Consider the following 14,889-nt stretch of genomic DNA (forward strand, 5'->3'; position numbering starts at 1 on the left):
ATGGCAGAGAGGTCACACCCGTTCCCATACCGAACACGGAAGTTAAGCTCTCTAGCGCCGATGGTAGTTGGGGCCTTGCCCCTGTGAGAGTAGGACGTCGCCAAGCAAAAAAAACACGAGTGAATTCACTCGTGTTTTTTTTATTTCCTAAGAAATAGATGAACATTGATTGAATAAAAATAATGAAACATAGTAAGGGATTTTTTCAGTAGATATATTTAAAAATTGATAAATAAAAGGATAATCATCCGAAGCATAGCTTCCTAAAAGCTCATACCACCATTCCGTCTCATAGCGGGAAATCATACTTAAATTATAGAGAAGTAAATAATGGATAAGCAATTCAGGTAAACATGGTTTTGGACTTCTTAAATCACTTATGATTGGCCAATAATAAGTATCTGTATGGTGGCTATAAGACAATGGAGCAACATATATCGGATTCCATGTTTTAATAGGAGCAGAAAATATTAATTTTGTTTCATCCTCTTTACTATTTACATGGCGCATAGAAAGGTGTTTACAAACCGTTTCAATATAACGAGCAAATCTTTCCTTAGTCATATGTAAATGATCGAGCACTGCAGGGGGAAAGGTAATATATTCTTTCTTGTGTGTATCCAATTTATACAATGTTTTTCCCTTTTGACTAAATTGAAATAAAGATTGTAATTCAGGGATTTTTACAAGTAATTCGAACATATTAAATTTTTCTCCTTCCAGTTGTTCCATGTGAAACAGCTGCTGTGCAAGGTGTGGAAATAGCCCGGTTTTTTGTATTTTTACTTCATCTTCTAAAAATTGATAACTTTGTTTCTTTCGCTTTCTTGTTGTTACTCCATGAGCTAAGACAGTTGTAGATTCAGGATAGTTTGGATCGATAGTTAATAGGCACGCTTTAAAGAGCTGACTCATTCCGTAAAACAACAAAATCGGCTGAATAGAACAAGGAGCTGTTTGAGAAAGGTCATAATAATTTTTCCCATGCTCTAAATAATAAATAAAGGGATAACAATTTTCAAAGCTCCTCTTTTCAGCATTTTCGATAGGTAATTTTTTATAACAACGGGCAAGATAACGTTGTACATTTTGAGCAGAAAAAAAGAAACTAAATTGGTGCCAATTTTGAGATGTACAATTCATATGTTACGCTCCTTTTATTATCTAAAAATTCTAACATATACTCACTTTCTTGACAGTATTTTAACCAATTGTTAAGCTACTAATAATAATTTCTGGTATCATAGGGGGAACAATTATGTGGGAATCTAAATTTGTTAAAGAAGGTTTGACATTTGATGATGTATTACTTGTACCAGCGAAGTCAGATGTATTACCAAGAGAAGTAAGTGTTAAAACGGTTCTATCTGAAAGCTTGCAGTTAAATATTCCTTTAATTAGCGCAGGGATGGATACAGTAACAGAAGCTGATATGGCTATTGCAATGGCACGTCAAGGTGGATTAGGAATTATCCATAAGAATATGTCAATTGAGCAACAAGCTGAGCAAGTTGATAAGGTAAAACGTTCTGAAAGCGGCGTTATTTCAGATCCTTTCTTTTTAACTCCAGAGCATCAAGTGTATGATGCAGAACATCTAATGGGAAAATATCGCATCTCAGGTGTACCAATTGTAAATAATTTAGATGAACAAAAACTAGTTGGTATTATTACAAACCGTGATATGCGTTTTATTCAAGATTACTCTATCAAAATTTCCGACGTGATGACAAAAGAACAACTCATTACAGCTCCGGTCGGTACTACGCTAGAAGAGGCTGAAAAGATCCTACAGAAATATAAAATTGAAAAGCTCCCTCTTGTTGATCAAAACGGTGTGTTAAAAGGCCTTATTACAATTAAAGATATTGAAAAAGTAATTGAGTTTCCAAACTCAGCAAAGGATAAACAAGGTCGTTTATTAGTTGGGGCAGCAGTTGGTGTAACTGCAGATGCAATGCTTCGTATTGACGCATTAGTAAAAGCAAACGTAGACGTAATTGTAATTGATACAGCTCATGGACATTCACAAGGTGTTCTTGAAAAAGTAAAAGAGGTTCGTACAAAATACCCAGAATTAAATATTATTGCAGGGAACGTTGCCACAGCTGAAGCAACGCGAGCATTGATTGAAGCTGGTGCAAATATTATCAAAGTTGGTATTGGACCAGGTTCAATTTGTACAACACGCGTTGTAGCTGGCGTGGGTGTTCCACAATTAACAGCAGTATATGATTGTGCGACTGAAGCGCGTAAACATGGTATCCCAGTTATTGCTGATGGCGGTATTAAATATTCTGGTGATATGGTAAAAGCTTTAGCAGCAGGTGCTCACGTTGTGATGCTTGGTAGCATGTTCGCTGGTGTAGCTGAAAGCCCAGGGGAAACTGAAATTTATCAAGGTCGTCAATTTAAAGTGTACCGTGGTATGGGTTCTGTTGGAGCAATGGAAAAAGGAAGTAAAGATCGTTACTTCCAAGAAGGAAATAAAAAACTTGTTCCAGAGGGTATTGAAGGCCGTGTACCATATAAAGGACCTTTAGCTGATACAGTTCATCAATTAGTTGGTGGATTACGTGCAGGAATGGGATATTGCGGAGCGCATGATTTAGAGTTCTTACGTGAAAATGCACAATTTATTCGTATGTCAGGTGCTGGACTACGCGAAAGTCATCCACACCATGTACAAATTACAAAAGAAGCTCCAAATTACTCTCTATAATGTCTTATATATAAATAGACAGAGGTTTGATATCTCTGTCTATTTTTTTTTGATTATGTTAGAATAACGGTTATGTGAGTACAATGAGATATTGGGGGTAACTGAAGTGACAGGTATGTTTTGCAAAAGATTCATTGCAATGGTAACAGTGCTGACATTATTCTTTAGCGCGTTTGTTACATATAGCAGTGCATCAGCGGAAACAGGTTCTGCTTTAAATATTGAAGCAGGCGCAGCAATTTTAGTAGAAGCAGATTCTGGGAAAATTTTGTATCAAAAAAATGCAGATGAATTGTTAGCAATTGCAAGTATGACGAAAATGATGAGTGAATATTTAGTTCATAAAGCAGTGGATACGGGGAAACTGAAATGGGACCAAAAAATAAAAGTTTCTGAATATGCACATAAAATTTCACAAGACCGCTCATTATCAAATGTTCCATTAGAAAATGGTGGTTCTTACACAGTAAAAGAATTGTATGAAGCAATGGCAATTTACTCTGCAAACGGTGCAACAATTGCTTTAGCTGAGGCGGTTGCAGGTAAAGAAGTAGACTTCGTAAAAATGATGAATGATCAAGCGAAAGAGTTTGGATTGAAAAATTATAAATTTGTAAACTCTACAGGTTTAACAAACAAAGATCTAAAAGGACAACATCCTGAAGGAACAACGCCAGATGAGGAAAATAAAATGTCGGCGAGAGAGGTTGCTATTTTAGCACAGCATTTAATTCAAGATTTTCCAAAGGTGTTAGATACGGCGAAAATTCCGAAGAAAGTATTCCAAGAAGGTGGAAAATACCCTGTTAAGATGGATAACTGGAACTGGATGTTAAAAGGCTTAGTTAAGCAATATGAAGGTGTAGATGGTTTAAAAACAGGTTCTACTCCAGAAGCTGGTGATTGTTTTACAGGTACTGCTGAAAGAAACGGCATGCGTTTAATTTCTGTTGTTATTAAAACAAATTCTCATACAGCACGCTTTGATGAAACAAAGAAACTTTTTGATTACGGATTTACCAATTTTGATGTGAAAAAAGTATATCCAAAAGGATCATTAGTAAAAGGACATGAAACAGTACGAGTCGAAAATGCAAAAGATAAAGATGTTGCAGTTGAGACAAAACAAGCGATTACACTTCCAATACCAAAAGGAAGTAAAGGTGTTTACAAAACAGAGTTTAAAGATATAGAGAAAGAAAAAGAAGCACCAATTAAAAAAGGAACAACATTAGGACAAATGGTTGTATCACCTAAGGATGCGAGTGATCCTGGGTTCTTATCTGGAAAATCGTTGTATGTTAATTTAGTAACCAAATCAGAAGTAGAACAAGCCAACTGGTTTGTACGCTCTATGCGTGGTATAGGATCCTTCTTTAGTGATATATGGAATAGTGCTGTTGATACAGTAAAAGGTTGGTTTTAAAAGCTCCTCATAGTAGGAGCTTTTTTATTTCTGATTTTTCATACAGATTTAATAAAAAAAGTAGTGGACAAGCCTCTAATAGTTAGTGGTAGAATGTAAGAGTATTCTAAATTTTCGCCTTTAACGGGGGAAGCAATTCATCTAGGGAGGTTTTTGTACATGACAAATGTAACAGGAACAGAACGTGTCAAACGTGGAATGGCAGAAATGCAAAAAGGCGGCGTTATTATGGATGTAGTGAACGCTGAACAAGCAAAGATTGCAGAAGAAGCAGGTGCAGTTGCCGTTATGGCGTTAGAGCGTGTTCCTGCAGATATTCGTGCAGCAGGTGGCGTTGCACGTATGGCAGATCCAACAATTGTAGAAGAAGTTATGGGGGCTGTATCAATTCCAGTTATGGCAAAATGCCGTATTGGTCATCTGGTGGAGGCTCGTGTATTAGAATCATTAGGGGTGGACTACATTGATGAGAGTGAAGTGTTAACTCCGGCTGATGAAGTATACCATTTAAATAAACGTGATTACACTGTTCCATTTGTATGTGGATGTCGTGATATTGGAGAAGCTGTGCGGCGTATTGCAGAGGGTGCGTCTATGCTTCGCACAAAAGGTGAACCTGGAACGGGAAATATCGTAGAAGCAGTTCGTCATATGCGTCAAGTCAATGCAGAAATCCGTCAAGTTGCGAATCTTCGTGAAGACGAACTTATGACATATGCTAAAAATACTGGTGCTCCTTATGAGGTATTACTTGAAATTAAACGTCTTGGTCGTCTGCCAGTTGTAAACTTTGCAGCAGGTGGTGTAGCAACGCCAGCAGATGCTGCATTAATGATGCAGCTTGGTGCAGATGGTGTGTTCGTAGGTTCTGGTATTTTTAAATCAGAAAACCCTGAAAAGTTTGCACGTGCTATTGTTGAAGCCACAACACATTATGAAGATTATGAGTTAATTGCAAGTCTTTCTAAAGGATTAGGCACTGCAATGAAGGGCGTTGAAATTTCAACACTATTACCAGAACAACGTATGCAAGAACGCGGTTGGTAATTAAAGGGGATTTAAAAATGGTAAAAATCGGTGTGTTAGGTCTTCAAGGAGCAGTTCGAGAGCATGTAAAAGCAGTCGAAGCAAGCGGTGCAGAAGCTGTAGTTGTAAAACAAATAGAACAACTTCAAGAAATTGATGGGCTTATTTTACCAGGTGGTGAAAGTACAACAATGCGTCGTCTCATTGATAAGTATCATTTTATGGAACCACTTCGTAAATTTGCGAGTTCTAGAAAACCGATGTTTGGTACATGTGCAGGTATGATTTTACTTGCAAATAAGCTTATTGGTTATGAAGAAGCGCATATTGGTGCAATGAATATTACAGTAGAACGTAATGCATTTGGTCGTCAAAAGGATAGCTTCGAAGCTACACTTTCGATTAAAGGTGTAGGAGAAGATTTTACAGGTGTATTTATTCGAGCGCCGTATGTCGTTGATATAGCTGATGATGTAGAAGTTCTTTCTATGCACAATGGTCGAGTGGTTGCAGTGAGACAAGGGCCGTTCTTAGCCGCTTCTTTCCATCCAGAGTTAACAGATGATCATCGTGTTACAGCGTATTTTGTACATATGGTAGAAGAAGCGAAAATAAAGAAAGTTGTATAAGTAACTTGCAACTTGTGTAAGATTATAGTAAATTGATGATAACAATTTTATAAAATTAGCGTGTTGATAGGAAATAGTAACAAATAGTGTTTCTTTACAGAGAATCGGTGGTTGGTGGAAACCGATAGAAACGGTTTGTGAATCCATCCTGGAGTGAAATGTGGAATATCTTTATGATTAGTAAGCATTTCCGGTGAAGAGCCGTTATTTCTACTTGAGAGGAAAACAGATTTGTTTTCAACTAGGGTGGCAACGCGGGTTAACTCCCGTCCCTTTTATAGGGACGGGAGTTTTTGTATTTTATAAAATAAAAGGAGGAATTTACAGGTGCTTGATATTAAATTTTTACGTGCCAATTTTAAAGAAGTAAAAGAAAAATTACAGCATAGAGGCGAAGACTTAGCTGATTTTGAGCGTTTTGAAGAATTAGATACAAAAAGAAGAGAGTTGCTTGTTCAAACAGAGGAACTAAAAAGTAAACGTAATGAAGTGTCTCAACAAATTTCTATGCTAAAGCGCGAAAAGAAAGATGCAGAAGCATTAATTTTAGAGATGCGTGAAGTAGGAGAAAAAATCAAAGGTCTTGATAATGAGCTTCGTGAAGTAGAAGGGGATTTAGAAGGATTAATGCTTTCTATTCCAAATATTCCACATGAATCTACACCTGTTGGTGAAACAGAAGATGATAACGTGGTAGCGCGTACTTGGGGAGAAGTAAAAGAATTTAACTTTGAGCCAAAGCCACATTGGGATCTTGCAACTGATTTAGGTATTGTAGATTTTGAACGCGCAGGTAAAGTAACAGGAAGTCGTTTCGTGTTTTATAAGGGTGCAGGAGCTAGATTAGAACGTGCTTTAATTAGCTTCATGCTTGATCTTCACACAGAAGAACATGGTTATGAAGAGGTTTTACCTCCATACATGGTAAACCGCGCAAGTATGACAGGAACAGGTCAACTTCCGAAGTTTGAAGAAGATGCATTCCTTATCGAAAGTGAGGATTACTTCTTAATCCCTACAGCTGAAGTTCCAGTAACAAATATGCACCGTGATGAAATCTTAAGTGCAGAGCAATTGCCAATTCGTTATGCTGCATTTAGCTCTTGTTTCCGTTCTGAGGCAGGTTCAGCTGGACGTGATACACGCGGTTTAATTCGTCAACATCAATTTAATAAAGTAGAGCTTGTGAAGTTTGTTAAACCAGAAGATTCTTATGAAGAATTAGAAAAATTAACAAATGATGCGGAACGCGTGTTACAATTATTAGAGTTGCCATATCGTGTTATGAGTATGTGTACGGGAGATTTAGGATTTACAGCAGCAAAGAAATATGATATCGAAGTATGGCTTCCTAGCTATGATACGTACCGTGAAATTTCTTCTTGCAGTAATTTCGAAGCATTCCAGGCAAGACGTGCAAATATTCGTTTTCGTCGTGAACCTAATGCGAAACCAGAACCAGTTCATACATTAAATGGCTCAGGTCTTGCGATTGGCCGTACAGTTGCGGCGATTTTAGAAAATTATCAGCAAGAAGATGGTACAATTATAATTCCAGAAGTTCTTCGTCCTTATATGGGAGGAAAAACAGTTATTAAATAAATGAATACTTTCATCGGTATGAGTGATTGGTAATTCCAGTTGTTGTCAGTGATAATAGGAAAGGAAAGGTGATATTTTCCTTTCCTCATAATTTATAATAGTAGGGTTGACTAACTGTTTTTCTTTTGTTATTATATTTGATGTCAATATGGAGGTATACCCAAGTCTGGCTGAAGGGATCGGTCTTGAAAACCGACAGGCGGCGAGAGTCGCGCGGGGGTTCGAATCCCTCTACCTCCTCCAGATATAATTGACAACAGCGCATATAAGTGGAGATTGGAGAACTCGTTACCAACACGTAACGAGTTTTTATTTTAAAACCAATCAGAAAGTATGATATAAGGTTAATATTGCCTTATGAAACACTCATATTCCGATGATTATCTTCATAGATATGAAAGGAGTCAACATGGATCTTATTATACAAACATTTCCTTTAGATGGAAAAACTTTATACTATGTACAATGTCCAGTTTGTAAGAACAATAGAATTTTAAATAGTGGTGCGAATGTATCTTGCATTATAAGTGATGAAACATTCCGTAAGCTTTGTGGTTGTACTTGTAATGTGAAAAAAGAAGCACCAAAGAAAGCGACAAAAAAAGTAGCAACTCCAAAGCGTACTGGTAAAGTATTAACAGCAATGATTAATGGGAAAGAAATGACTGTTAAAGAGATTGCAGAAGCATACGATATTAGTACAAGTACGGTTCGTCAGCGTATTAATGCTGGGAAGACAGAGAGTGAAATTATTGCTCCGACAAAAAGGAAAAAGTAAGTTAATAGGAAAACCCGTGCAAATGCACGGGTTTTTTATTTTACAAGTTTACGTGTGTGGTTTAAGAAATGTCCGATTTTCTTAATAATTGGTTCAATAGAATTTTCATCTTGTAGAATATCGTATTCATTAATATTTAAACGTAGGACAGGGCAGGAGTTAAAGTTATTAATCCAGTTTTCGTAACGTTCATGCATTTCCTTCCAATATTCAATTGGCGTTTGTTGTTCCATTGGGCGTCCTCTTTTTTGAATACGATCAACAATGTCATCAAAAGAACCTTCTAAATAAATTAATAGGTCTGGATGTGGAAAATAAGGTGTCATTACCATTGCATCAAACAGGCTTTTGTATGTTTCATAATCTGTTTCTGTCATTGTCCCTTTTTCATAGTGCATCTTCGCGAAAATGCCAGTGTCTTCATAAATAGAACGATCTTGGATAAAGCCTCCGCCATATTCAAAAATTTTCTTTTGTTCTTTAAATCGCTCTGCTAAGAAATAAACTTGTAAATGAAAACTCCAACGTGTAAAGTCATCATAAAATTTGTCCAAGTAAGGATTTGAATCTACCTTTTCAAATGATGTTCGATAGCTTAAAGCATTAGCAAGTGCTGTGGTCATTGTTGATTTTCCTACACCGACAGTTCCAGCGATAGTAATTACTGCATCATTGGGTATATCGTATTTTTGCCTGAAATTCATTGCTATTTCGTCCCCTTTGATAGTGTATTTTGGAGAGTGGATAAAATTATATGTAAGTCATCATTGTTTTTTATGAAATCCATGTTATCTCCATTAAATTTCAATACAGGAATATCTGGATGATCCTTTTGAAAAGCTTCCATTGCTATTTCGTAATCTTGAGTAAGTTGTAATAAATAATTTGGATCTATATTTTTTTCAAATTCTCTTCCGCGCATTGCAATTCTTTTTTGCAGTGTTTCAAGACTTGCGGTTAAGTATACAATGACATTTGGCACAGGCATATCCTGTGTAAGAATACGATAAATTTGCATGTACTTTTCATATTGAACATCCTTTAATGTACGAGACGCAAAGATTAAATTTTTAAATATATGATAATCTGCTACTACTGGCTTATATTGATTTAAGTATTTCTTATTAATGTCTTCCAATTGTTTATATCTGTTACATAGGAAGAACATTTCTGTTTGAAAACTCCATTCTTCAATATCCTCATAAAATTTTCCTAAGAAGGGGTTTTCATCAACAATTTCTTTGAGTAAGTGGAGTTGCATGTGAGTTGAAATTTCCTTCGCTAGTGAAGTTTTTCCAACACCAATTGGTCCTTCAACCGTAATAAATGGTACTTCGGTCACGCTGTTTCCTCCTTTCAGTCTATAATTTCCTGCTATATAAAAACACAAAACAGGATTATTGTAGCATAAGAGGGAAGCGAAAGGACTAATTTGTTATAAAAAGTTAGAAAGTCAATGGAGGTTTAGTTAATTTGAATTGAGACGAAGGCATAATATTTGCCTTTAATATTGTTTGCATGATTTTTAAGGCATGTATGTTATCTTGATCAGAATTAGAAGCGATGCAGTCTTCTGGTATGTAGAGGTTGTAATTTCTCATATGAGCATCATTAGCCGTGAAAAGAATGCATATATTTCCAGCTACCCCTGTGATAATGAGGTTTTCAATTTTTAAGTAACCTAACAAAGAGTTTAAGGGTGTTTCATAAAATGCGGAGTAGTGTGGTTTAATAAAAACATAATCATCTGGCTCAGGAGAAATCATTTGTATAATGTTCTTGCTGTATGAATTTGTGCAATGAGAAATTAGTTGGTTAATATCTGATCTCCACAATTGATAATGATCGTTTATATAAATAATTGGGTAACCTAATGTTTTCATGCTCTGTTTTAAATGTAAGATAGATGTTGCTAGCATCTCGCACTTTTTAGCTAAAATAGGTCCGCCCGAGAAATTGAAATCGTTAATCATATCAATAATGAGTAGAGCCGTATTTTTCATTTGTAATCATCCTTCTTTTTTTCTTTAGAATGGATTGAATGTTTAAAAGTTATCCAGTATGTATATGGGAATTGGATTAGACTATATTGTAATAGTGATTAGAGAGGATTTTGTTATGGAACAAGATATGTATTTTATGAAGCTGGCAATAGAAGAAGCGAAGAAAGCGGAGAAGATGGAGGAAGTTCCAATTGGAGCTGTACTTGTATTAGATGGCGAAGTAATTAGCAGCGCTCATAACTTAAGGGAGACAGAACAAAGGTCGATTGCTCATGCGGAGTTGTTGGCTATAGATAAGGCTTGTAAAGCTTTGGGAACATGGCGTTTAGAACATGCAACACTATATGTAACATTGGAGCCATGTCCCATGTGTGCAGGTGGAATTGTTTTATCGCGTGTGAAGCGTGTAGTATATGGTGCAAGTGATCCAAAAGGTGGATGTGCTGGTACTTTAATGAATCTTTTAACAGATGAACGTTTTAATCATCAATGTGAAGTTGTCTCAGGTGTAATGGAGGAAGAGTGTGGAGCGCTATTAACCAGCTTCTTTAGAGAACTTCGTAGAAAAAGAAAAGAACAGAAAAAAAACGATAACAAAACGAGTTTTTAACACATTTGCATTTTATAAAAAAACAAGTTATACTGATAGTGCCTTATTTAAGGCAACCGAATATTGGTTTTAACTTTGCCGTGCTAAGCGGGGAGGTAGCGGTGCCCTGTACTCGCAATCCGCTCTAGCGAGGCCGAATCCCTTCTCGAGGTTATGTTACTGTAAGGCCTGCCTTAAGTAAGTGGTGTTGACGTTTGGGTCCTGCGCAACGGGACCCCGTGAACCTTGTCAGGTCCGGAAGGAAGCAGCAATAAGCGGGTTCTCTCGTGTGCCGTAGGAGTGCCTGAACCGAGCTAACTGCTTGAGTAACGCTTATGGTACGTAATCGACAGAAGGTGCACGGCAGTTACATATGTATATGGAACCCATCTTTTTTATAAAAGGTGGGTTTTTTGTATAAAAAAATAACTTTTGGAATCTATAAACAGAATGGGTTATAATATACAAGATAATAACCTTTGAGGGAGGCCGTATTTTCGTGTCATACCAAGCGTTATACCGAACATGGAGACCGCAAAAGTTTGCAGATGTAGTCGGTCAAAAGCACGTAACAAAAACGTTGCAAAATGCCCTTCTTCAAGAAAAAGCTTCGCATGCTTATTTGTTTTCTGGTCCTAGGGGAACAGGTAAAACAACAATTGCAAAAGTATTTGCTAAGGCGATTAACTGTGAGCATGCCCCAGTAGCTGAACCTTGTAATGAATGTCCTGCATGCTTAGGCATTACACAAGGATCTATTTCGGATGTATTAGAAATTGATGCGGCTTCAAATAACGGTGTAGATGAAATTCGAGATATTAGAGATAAGGTAAAATATGCCCCAAGTGCAGTGAAATATAAAGTATACATTATTGATGAAGTTCACATGCTTTCTATGGGAGCTTTTAATGCACTTTTGAAAACATTAGAAGAACCTCCACAACATGTTATCTTTATTTTAGCGACAACAGAACCTCATAAAATTCCACCGACAATTATTTCAAGGTGTCAACGCTTCGAATTTCGAAAAATATCAGTTCATGATATCGTAGAGAGATTAGAAACTGTTGTAACAAATGAAGGTACAAAGGTAGAAAATGAAGCATTGCAAATTGTTGCGCGTGCTGCTGAAGGTGGAATGCGTGACGCGCTTAGTTTAATTGACCAAGCTATTTCTTATAGTGATGAAATAGTTACGACTGAGGATGTTTTAGCCGTAACGGGTTCTGTTTCCCAACAATATTTAGGTAATCTTGTAGAGTGTATACGTGATAATGATGTATCGAGAGCGTTACGCATTATTGATGATATGATGAGTAAAGGGAAAGATCCTGTTCGTTTTATGGAAGACTTTATTTATTATTATCGTGATATGCTCTTATATCAAACTTCACCACAATTAGAACATATGCTAGAGCGGGTCATTGTAGACGATCAGTTTCGTATGTTAAGTGAGGCTATGCGGCCTGAAGTGATTTATGAAATCATTCATACGCTTAGCAAGGGGCAACAGGAAATGAAATGGACAAATCATCCACGTATTTTCCTAGAGGTGGTTATGGTTCAACTTTGTCAGCAATTTATGGTGCAAGCAAATGGAACTGACCGCATGCAAGCAATTATAAACAGAATGCAACAGCTAGAAAAAGAGCTAGAAGATGTGAAAAAGAATGGTGTTCCTGCTGGTGTCCAGCAGGAGGTAAGAGAAACTCGTGTAGCACCAAAACCAGTGCGAACAGGAAGTATGAAAATTCCTGTTGGCCGTGTACATGAAGTATTAAAGCAAGCGAAACGTCAAGATTTAGAGCAACTAAAGTCTATATGGGGCGAGTTACTAGGGAGACTGAAATCTTACAACAAAGTAGCATTTGCTGTGTTATTAGAAAATAGCGAACCAGTTGCAGCTTCTGATGATTCATATGTCTTAGCCTTCCAGTATGAGATTCATTGTAAAATGGCGAGTGAGAACCGTGAAGCGATGGATACCGTAGAACAGATTCTGTTTGAGTTGGTCGGTAAACGATTAAATATGATTGCAATTCCGAAAGATCATTGGGGGAAAATCCGTGAAGAATTTTTACAACGTGAAGGCGGAAACTCAGACGAATCGAAGGAACAAAGAGTGGATCCTCTCATAGAAGAGGCTGTAAAATTAGTAGGGCAACAACTGATTGAAATAAAAGAATAAGAATATTTAGGAGGAATTTATTATGATGCGTGGCGGAATGGGAAATATGAATAATATGATGAAACAAATGCAAAAAATGCAAAAACAAATGGCGAAAGCACAAGAGGAACTTGGTGAAAAACAAGTTGAAGGTACAGCTGGTGGCGGTATGGTAACAGTTATTGCAAATGGTCATAAACAAATTCTTGATGTGAAAATGAAAGAAGAAGTTGTAGATCCAGAAGATATTGAAATGTTACAAGACCTTGTATTAGCTGCAACAAATGATGCACTGAAAAAAGCAGAAGAACTTTCTAATGCTACAATGGGCCAATTTACAAAAGGATTAAACTTACCAGGTGGATTGTTCTAGTAGGAGGATATTGACATATGCATTATCCAGAGCCGATATCAAAGCTTATTGATAGCTTTATGAAACTGCCGGGGATCGGACCAAAGACAGCCGTTCGTTTGGCATTCTTCGTGCTAGACATGAAGGAAGATGATGTATTAGATTTTGCGAAATCACTTGTGAATGCAAAGAGAAATTTAACATATTGTTCTGTTTGTGGTCACATCACGGACCGTGACCCTTGTTATATTTGTGATGACTCTCATCGTGATCAATCGGTTGTTTGTGTTGTACAGGAACCAAAGGATGTCATTGCAATGGAAAAAATGAAAGAATATCAAGGAGTGTATCACGTGTTACGTGGTGCGATTTCTCCAATGGAAGGAATTGGACCTGAGGACATTAATATTCCGCAACTTTTAAAGAGATTACAGGATGAAACAGTACAAGAAGTTATTTTAGCGACAAACCCAAATATTGAAGGAGAAGCTACAGCCATGTACATTTCTCGTCTTTTAAAACCAACTGGTATAAAAGTAACACGTATTGCCCATGGTCTCCCGGTAGGTGGAGATTTAGAGTATGCAGATGAAGTGACTTTATCTAAGGCTCTTGAAGGTCGTAGAGAGGTATAAAAGGAGAACCAGAAATGTTTTTTCAAAAAAAAGGAAAGTTGCGCAAAGAATATGATGATAAATTAATTGTACTGTTAGAAAAAGTGAAGAATGAATGGTTACGTCAAAAACGGATGGTAGAACAAAGTGTCGAGCCATCCCAAGATGTAATTTGTTCTTTAAAAATAGCAGAGGCAAAATATTTTTTCTTATTAAAAGAGGCGAAACGTCGTCCTGTAAAAATGGAACAATGGTAAAAGACTTGTAGAATATAATGAGAACAGTAGAAAAGTTCTTGAAAAAAATAAAAGAAGATAGCCGTTTACTATATGGTTATCTTCTTTTTGTTTCTAGCTATTGATCATACTTCCGTAACGGAGGTGCTTTATTTGGTAGGGTGTTGCCCAAAATTGAAAGTTCTTTTTTTATCCCTTGTCCCATACTAATAAAGTGTATGGATTGTATTTGAGGAGGGAGAAAATGAATTCTACACTCGTTATTGTAAGTATTCTTACTTTAGTCTTTATTTTGTTGATTTTTGGTGCTTCATTGAAACCGATACGTTTTATTGGAAAAGTAGTTGCGAGAGTAATCATAGGGGTTGCTTTGTTATTTATTGTGAATGTAATCGGGACGTATTTCGATTTTCATCTCCCAATTAATGTTGGTACAGCTTCTATTTCTAGTTTGTTAGGAATACCGGGTATCTTTGCTTTAGTTATTATTAAATTGTATATCATGCCAGGATAATTTATTTTGGCATGTAATAAAGTAAAAAAAGTATTGACCTAATGGTTATTAATATGGTAAATTAATAAGCGTCGTCAACGACGAAGTAAAAAAGAAGTTGACGAGCTGAATAAAAGATGTTATATTATAAAAGTCGCTGAAACGCGATGTTGAACTTTGAAAACTAAACGAAACAAACAACGTGAAACGTCAATTTTTATTTATGATGCTAGACAAACTTTATTGGAGAGT

The 14,889-nt window shown here is 36.6% G+C and carries 16 protein-coding genes, 1 tRNA gene, 1 rRNA gene, 1 other RNA gene and 1 other annotated feature; of the genes, 15 read left to right on the forward strand and 4 right to left on the reverse strand.

All coding sequences use genetic code 11. From position 1 onward, the window contains the following. Window positions 1-106, forward strand: a 5S ribosomal RNA gene (gene rrf / locus MR063_RS21060); the annotation flags it as partial. A gap of 41 nt (window positions 107-147) precedes the next feature. Here the strand turns inward: rrf and MR063_RS21065 are convergent. After that, window positions 148-1,143: a YaaC family protein gene (locus tag MR063_RS21065; protein WP_242201266.1), complete on the reverse strand. Its 996-nt coding sequence runs from the start codon at window positions 1,141-1,143 to the stop codon at window positions 148-150. A 115-nt stretch (window positions 1,144-1,258) separates the two neighbouring features. Here MR063_RS21065 and guaB point away from each other — a divergent pair, with 115 nt between their 5' ends. From guaB to MR063_RS21100, 7 genes are all read left to right on the forward strand, one after another. Next, window positions 1,259-2,722, forward strand: coding sequence for an IMP dehydrogenase (gene guaB, locus MR063_RS21070; protein WP_242145875.1), 1,464 nt, complete (start codon window positions 1,259-1,261; stop codon window positions 2,720-2,722). A 106-nt stretch (window positions 2,723-2,828) separates the two neighbouring features. Next, on the forward strand, window positions 2,829-4,148 hold the full coding sequence (locus MR063_RS21075) for a serine hydrolase (RefSeq protein WP_313929706.1): 1,320 nt from the start codon (window positions 2,829-2,831) through the stop codon (window positions 4,146-4,148). Between the two features lie 159 nt (window positions 4,149-4,307). Beyond that, window positions 4,308-5,195, forward strand: a complete 888-nt coding sequence (gene pdxS / locus MR063_RS21080; protein WP_242201268.1) for a pyridoxal 5'-phosphate synthase lyase subunit PdxS — start codon at window positions 4,308-4,310, stop codon at window positions 5,193-5,195. A 17-nt stretch (window positions 5,196-5,212) separates the two neighbouring features. Beyond that, complete coding sequence (gene pdxT, locus MR063_RS21085) at window positions 5,213-5,803, forward strand: pyridoxal 5'-phosphate synthase glutaminase subunit PdxT (RefSeq protein WP_242201270.1); 591 nt, start codon at window positions 5,213-5,215, stop codon at window positions 5,801-5,803. Window positions 5,804-5,857: 54 nt separating this feature from the next. Further along, window positions 5,858-6,080 (forward strand) — a binding site (T-box leader). Between the two features lie 50 nt (window positions 6,081-6,130). After that, a complete protein-coding gene (serS, locus tag MR063_RS21090) occupies window positions 6,131-7,405 on the forward strand; it encodes a serine--tRNA ligase (RefSeq protein WP_242145873.1) in 1,275 nt (424 codons plus the stop codon). Window positions 7,406-7,555: 150 nt separating this feature from the next. Next, window positions 7,556-7,648: transfer RNA gene (locus MR063_RS21095), tRNA-Ser, on the forward strand. Window positions 7,649-7,814: 166 nt separating this feature from the next. Then, the gene (locus MR063_RS21100) at window positions 7,815-8,183 is read left to right on the forward strand and encodes a sigma factor-like helix-turn-helix DNA-binding protein (RefSeq protein ID WP_242145872.1); all 369 of its coding nucleotides are present in this window, start codon (window positions 7,815-7,817) and stop codon (window positions 8,181-8,183) included. A gap of 35 nt (window positions 8,184-8,218) precedes the next feature. Here MR063_RS21100 and MR063_RS21105 read toward each other — a convergent pair whose 3' ends face one another. From MR063_RS21105 to MR063_RS21115, 3 genes are all read right to left on the reverse strand, one after another. Continuing rightward, on the reverse strand, window positions 8,219-8,887 hold the full coding sequence (locus MR063_RS21105; RefSeq protein ID WP_242201272.1) for a deoxynucleoside kinase: 669 nt from the start codon (window positions 8,885-8,887) through the stop codon (window positions 8,219-8,221). Window positions 8,888-8,889: 2 nt separating this feature from the next. Further along, window positions 8,890-9,525, reverse strand: coding sequence for a deoxynucleoside kinase (locus tag MR063_RS21110; protein ID WP_242145870.1), 636 nt, complete (start codon window positions 9,523-9,525; stop codon window positions 8,890-8,892). Window positions 9,526-9,628: 103 nt separating this feature from the next. Further along, window positions 9,629-10,186, reverse strand: coding sequence for a cysteine hydrolase family protein (locus tag MR063_RS21115; protein ID WP_242145869.1), 558 nt, complete (start codon window positions 10,184-10,186; stop codon window positions 9,629-9,631). 115 nt (window positions 10,187-10,301) lie between these two features. Between MR063_RS21115 and tadA the strand changes: the two genes are divergently transcribed. The 7 genes from tadA (at window position 10,302) to MR063_RS21150 (ending at window position 14,658) form a co-directional block, all read left to right on the forward strand. Next, complete coding sequence (gene tadA / locus MR063_RS21120; RefSeq protein WP_242201273.1) at window positions 10,302-10,796, forward strand: tRNA adenosine(34) deaminase TadA; 495 nt, start codon at window positions 10,302-10,304, stop codon at window positions 10,794-10,796. Window positions 10,797-10,874: 78 nt separating this feature from the next. Beyond that, window positions 10,875-11,139, forward strand: an RNA gene (gene ffs, locus MR063_RS21125) — signal recognition particle sRNA large type. A 135-nt stretch (window positions 11,140-11,274) separates the two neighbouring features. Then, complete coding sequence (gene dnaX / locus MR063_RS21130; RefSeq protein WP_242201275.1) at window positions 11,275-12,963, forward strand: DNA polymerase III subunit gamma/tau; 1,689 nt, start codon at window positions 11,275-11,277, stop codon at window positions 12,961-12,963. A 25-nt stretch (window positions 12,964-12,988) separates the two neighbouring features. Further along, entirely contained in the window at window positions 12,989-13,315 is a 327-nt protein-coding gene (locus MR063_RS21135) for a YbaB/EbfC family nucleoid-associated protein (RefSeq protein WP_164468636.1), read from the forward strand. Between the two features lie 17 nt (window positions 13,316-13,332). Then, a complete protein-coding gene (gene recR, locus MR063_RS21140) occupies window positions 13,333-13,929 on the forward strand; it encodes a recombination protein RecR (protein WP_011983166.1) in 597 nt (198 codons plus the stop codon). A gap of 14 nt (window positions 13,930-13,943) precedes the next feature. Next, window positions 13,944-14,165, forward strand: a complete 222-nt coding sequence (locus tag MR063_RS21145; protein WP_000466019.1) for a YaaL family protein — start codon at window positions 13,944-13,946, stop codon at window positions 14,163-14,165. Between the two features lie 223 nt (window positions 14,166-14,388). Next, on the forward strand, window positions 14,389-14,658 hold the full coding sequence (locus tag MR063_RS21150) for a pro-sigmaK processing inhibitor BofA family protein (protein ID WP_242201277.1): 270 nt from the start codon (window positions 14,389-14,391) through the stop codon (window positions 14,656-14,658). Window positions 14,659-14,889 lie beyond the last annotated feature (231 nt).

Source organism: Bacillus cereus group sp. BfR-BA-01492 (genome assembly GCF_022662815.1).
Classification (GTDB): Bacteria; Bacillota; Bacilli; order Bacillales; family Bacillaceae_G; genus Bacillus_A; species Bacillus_A cereus_BD.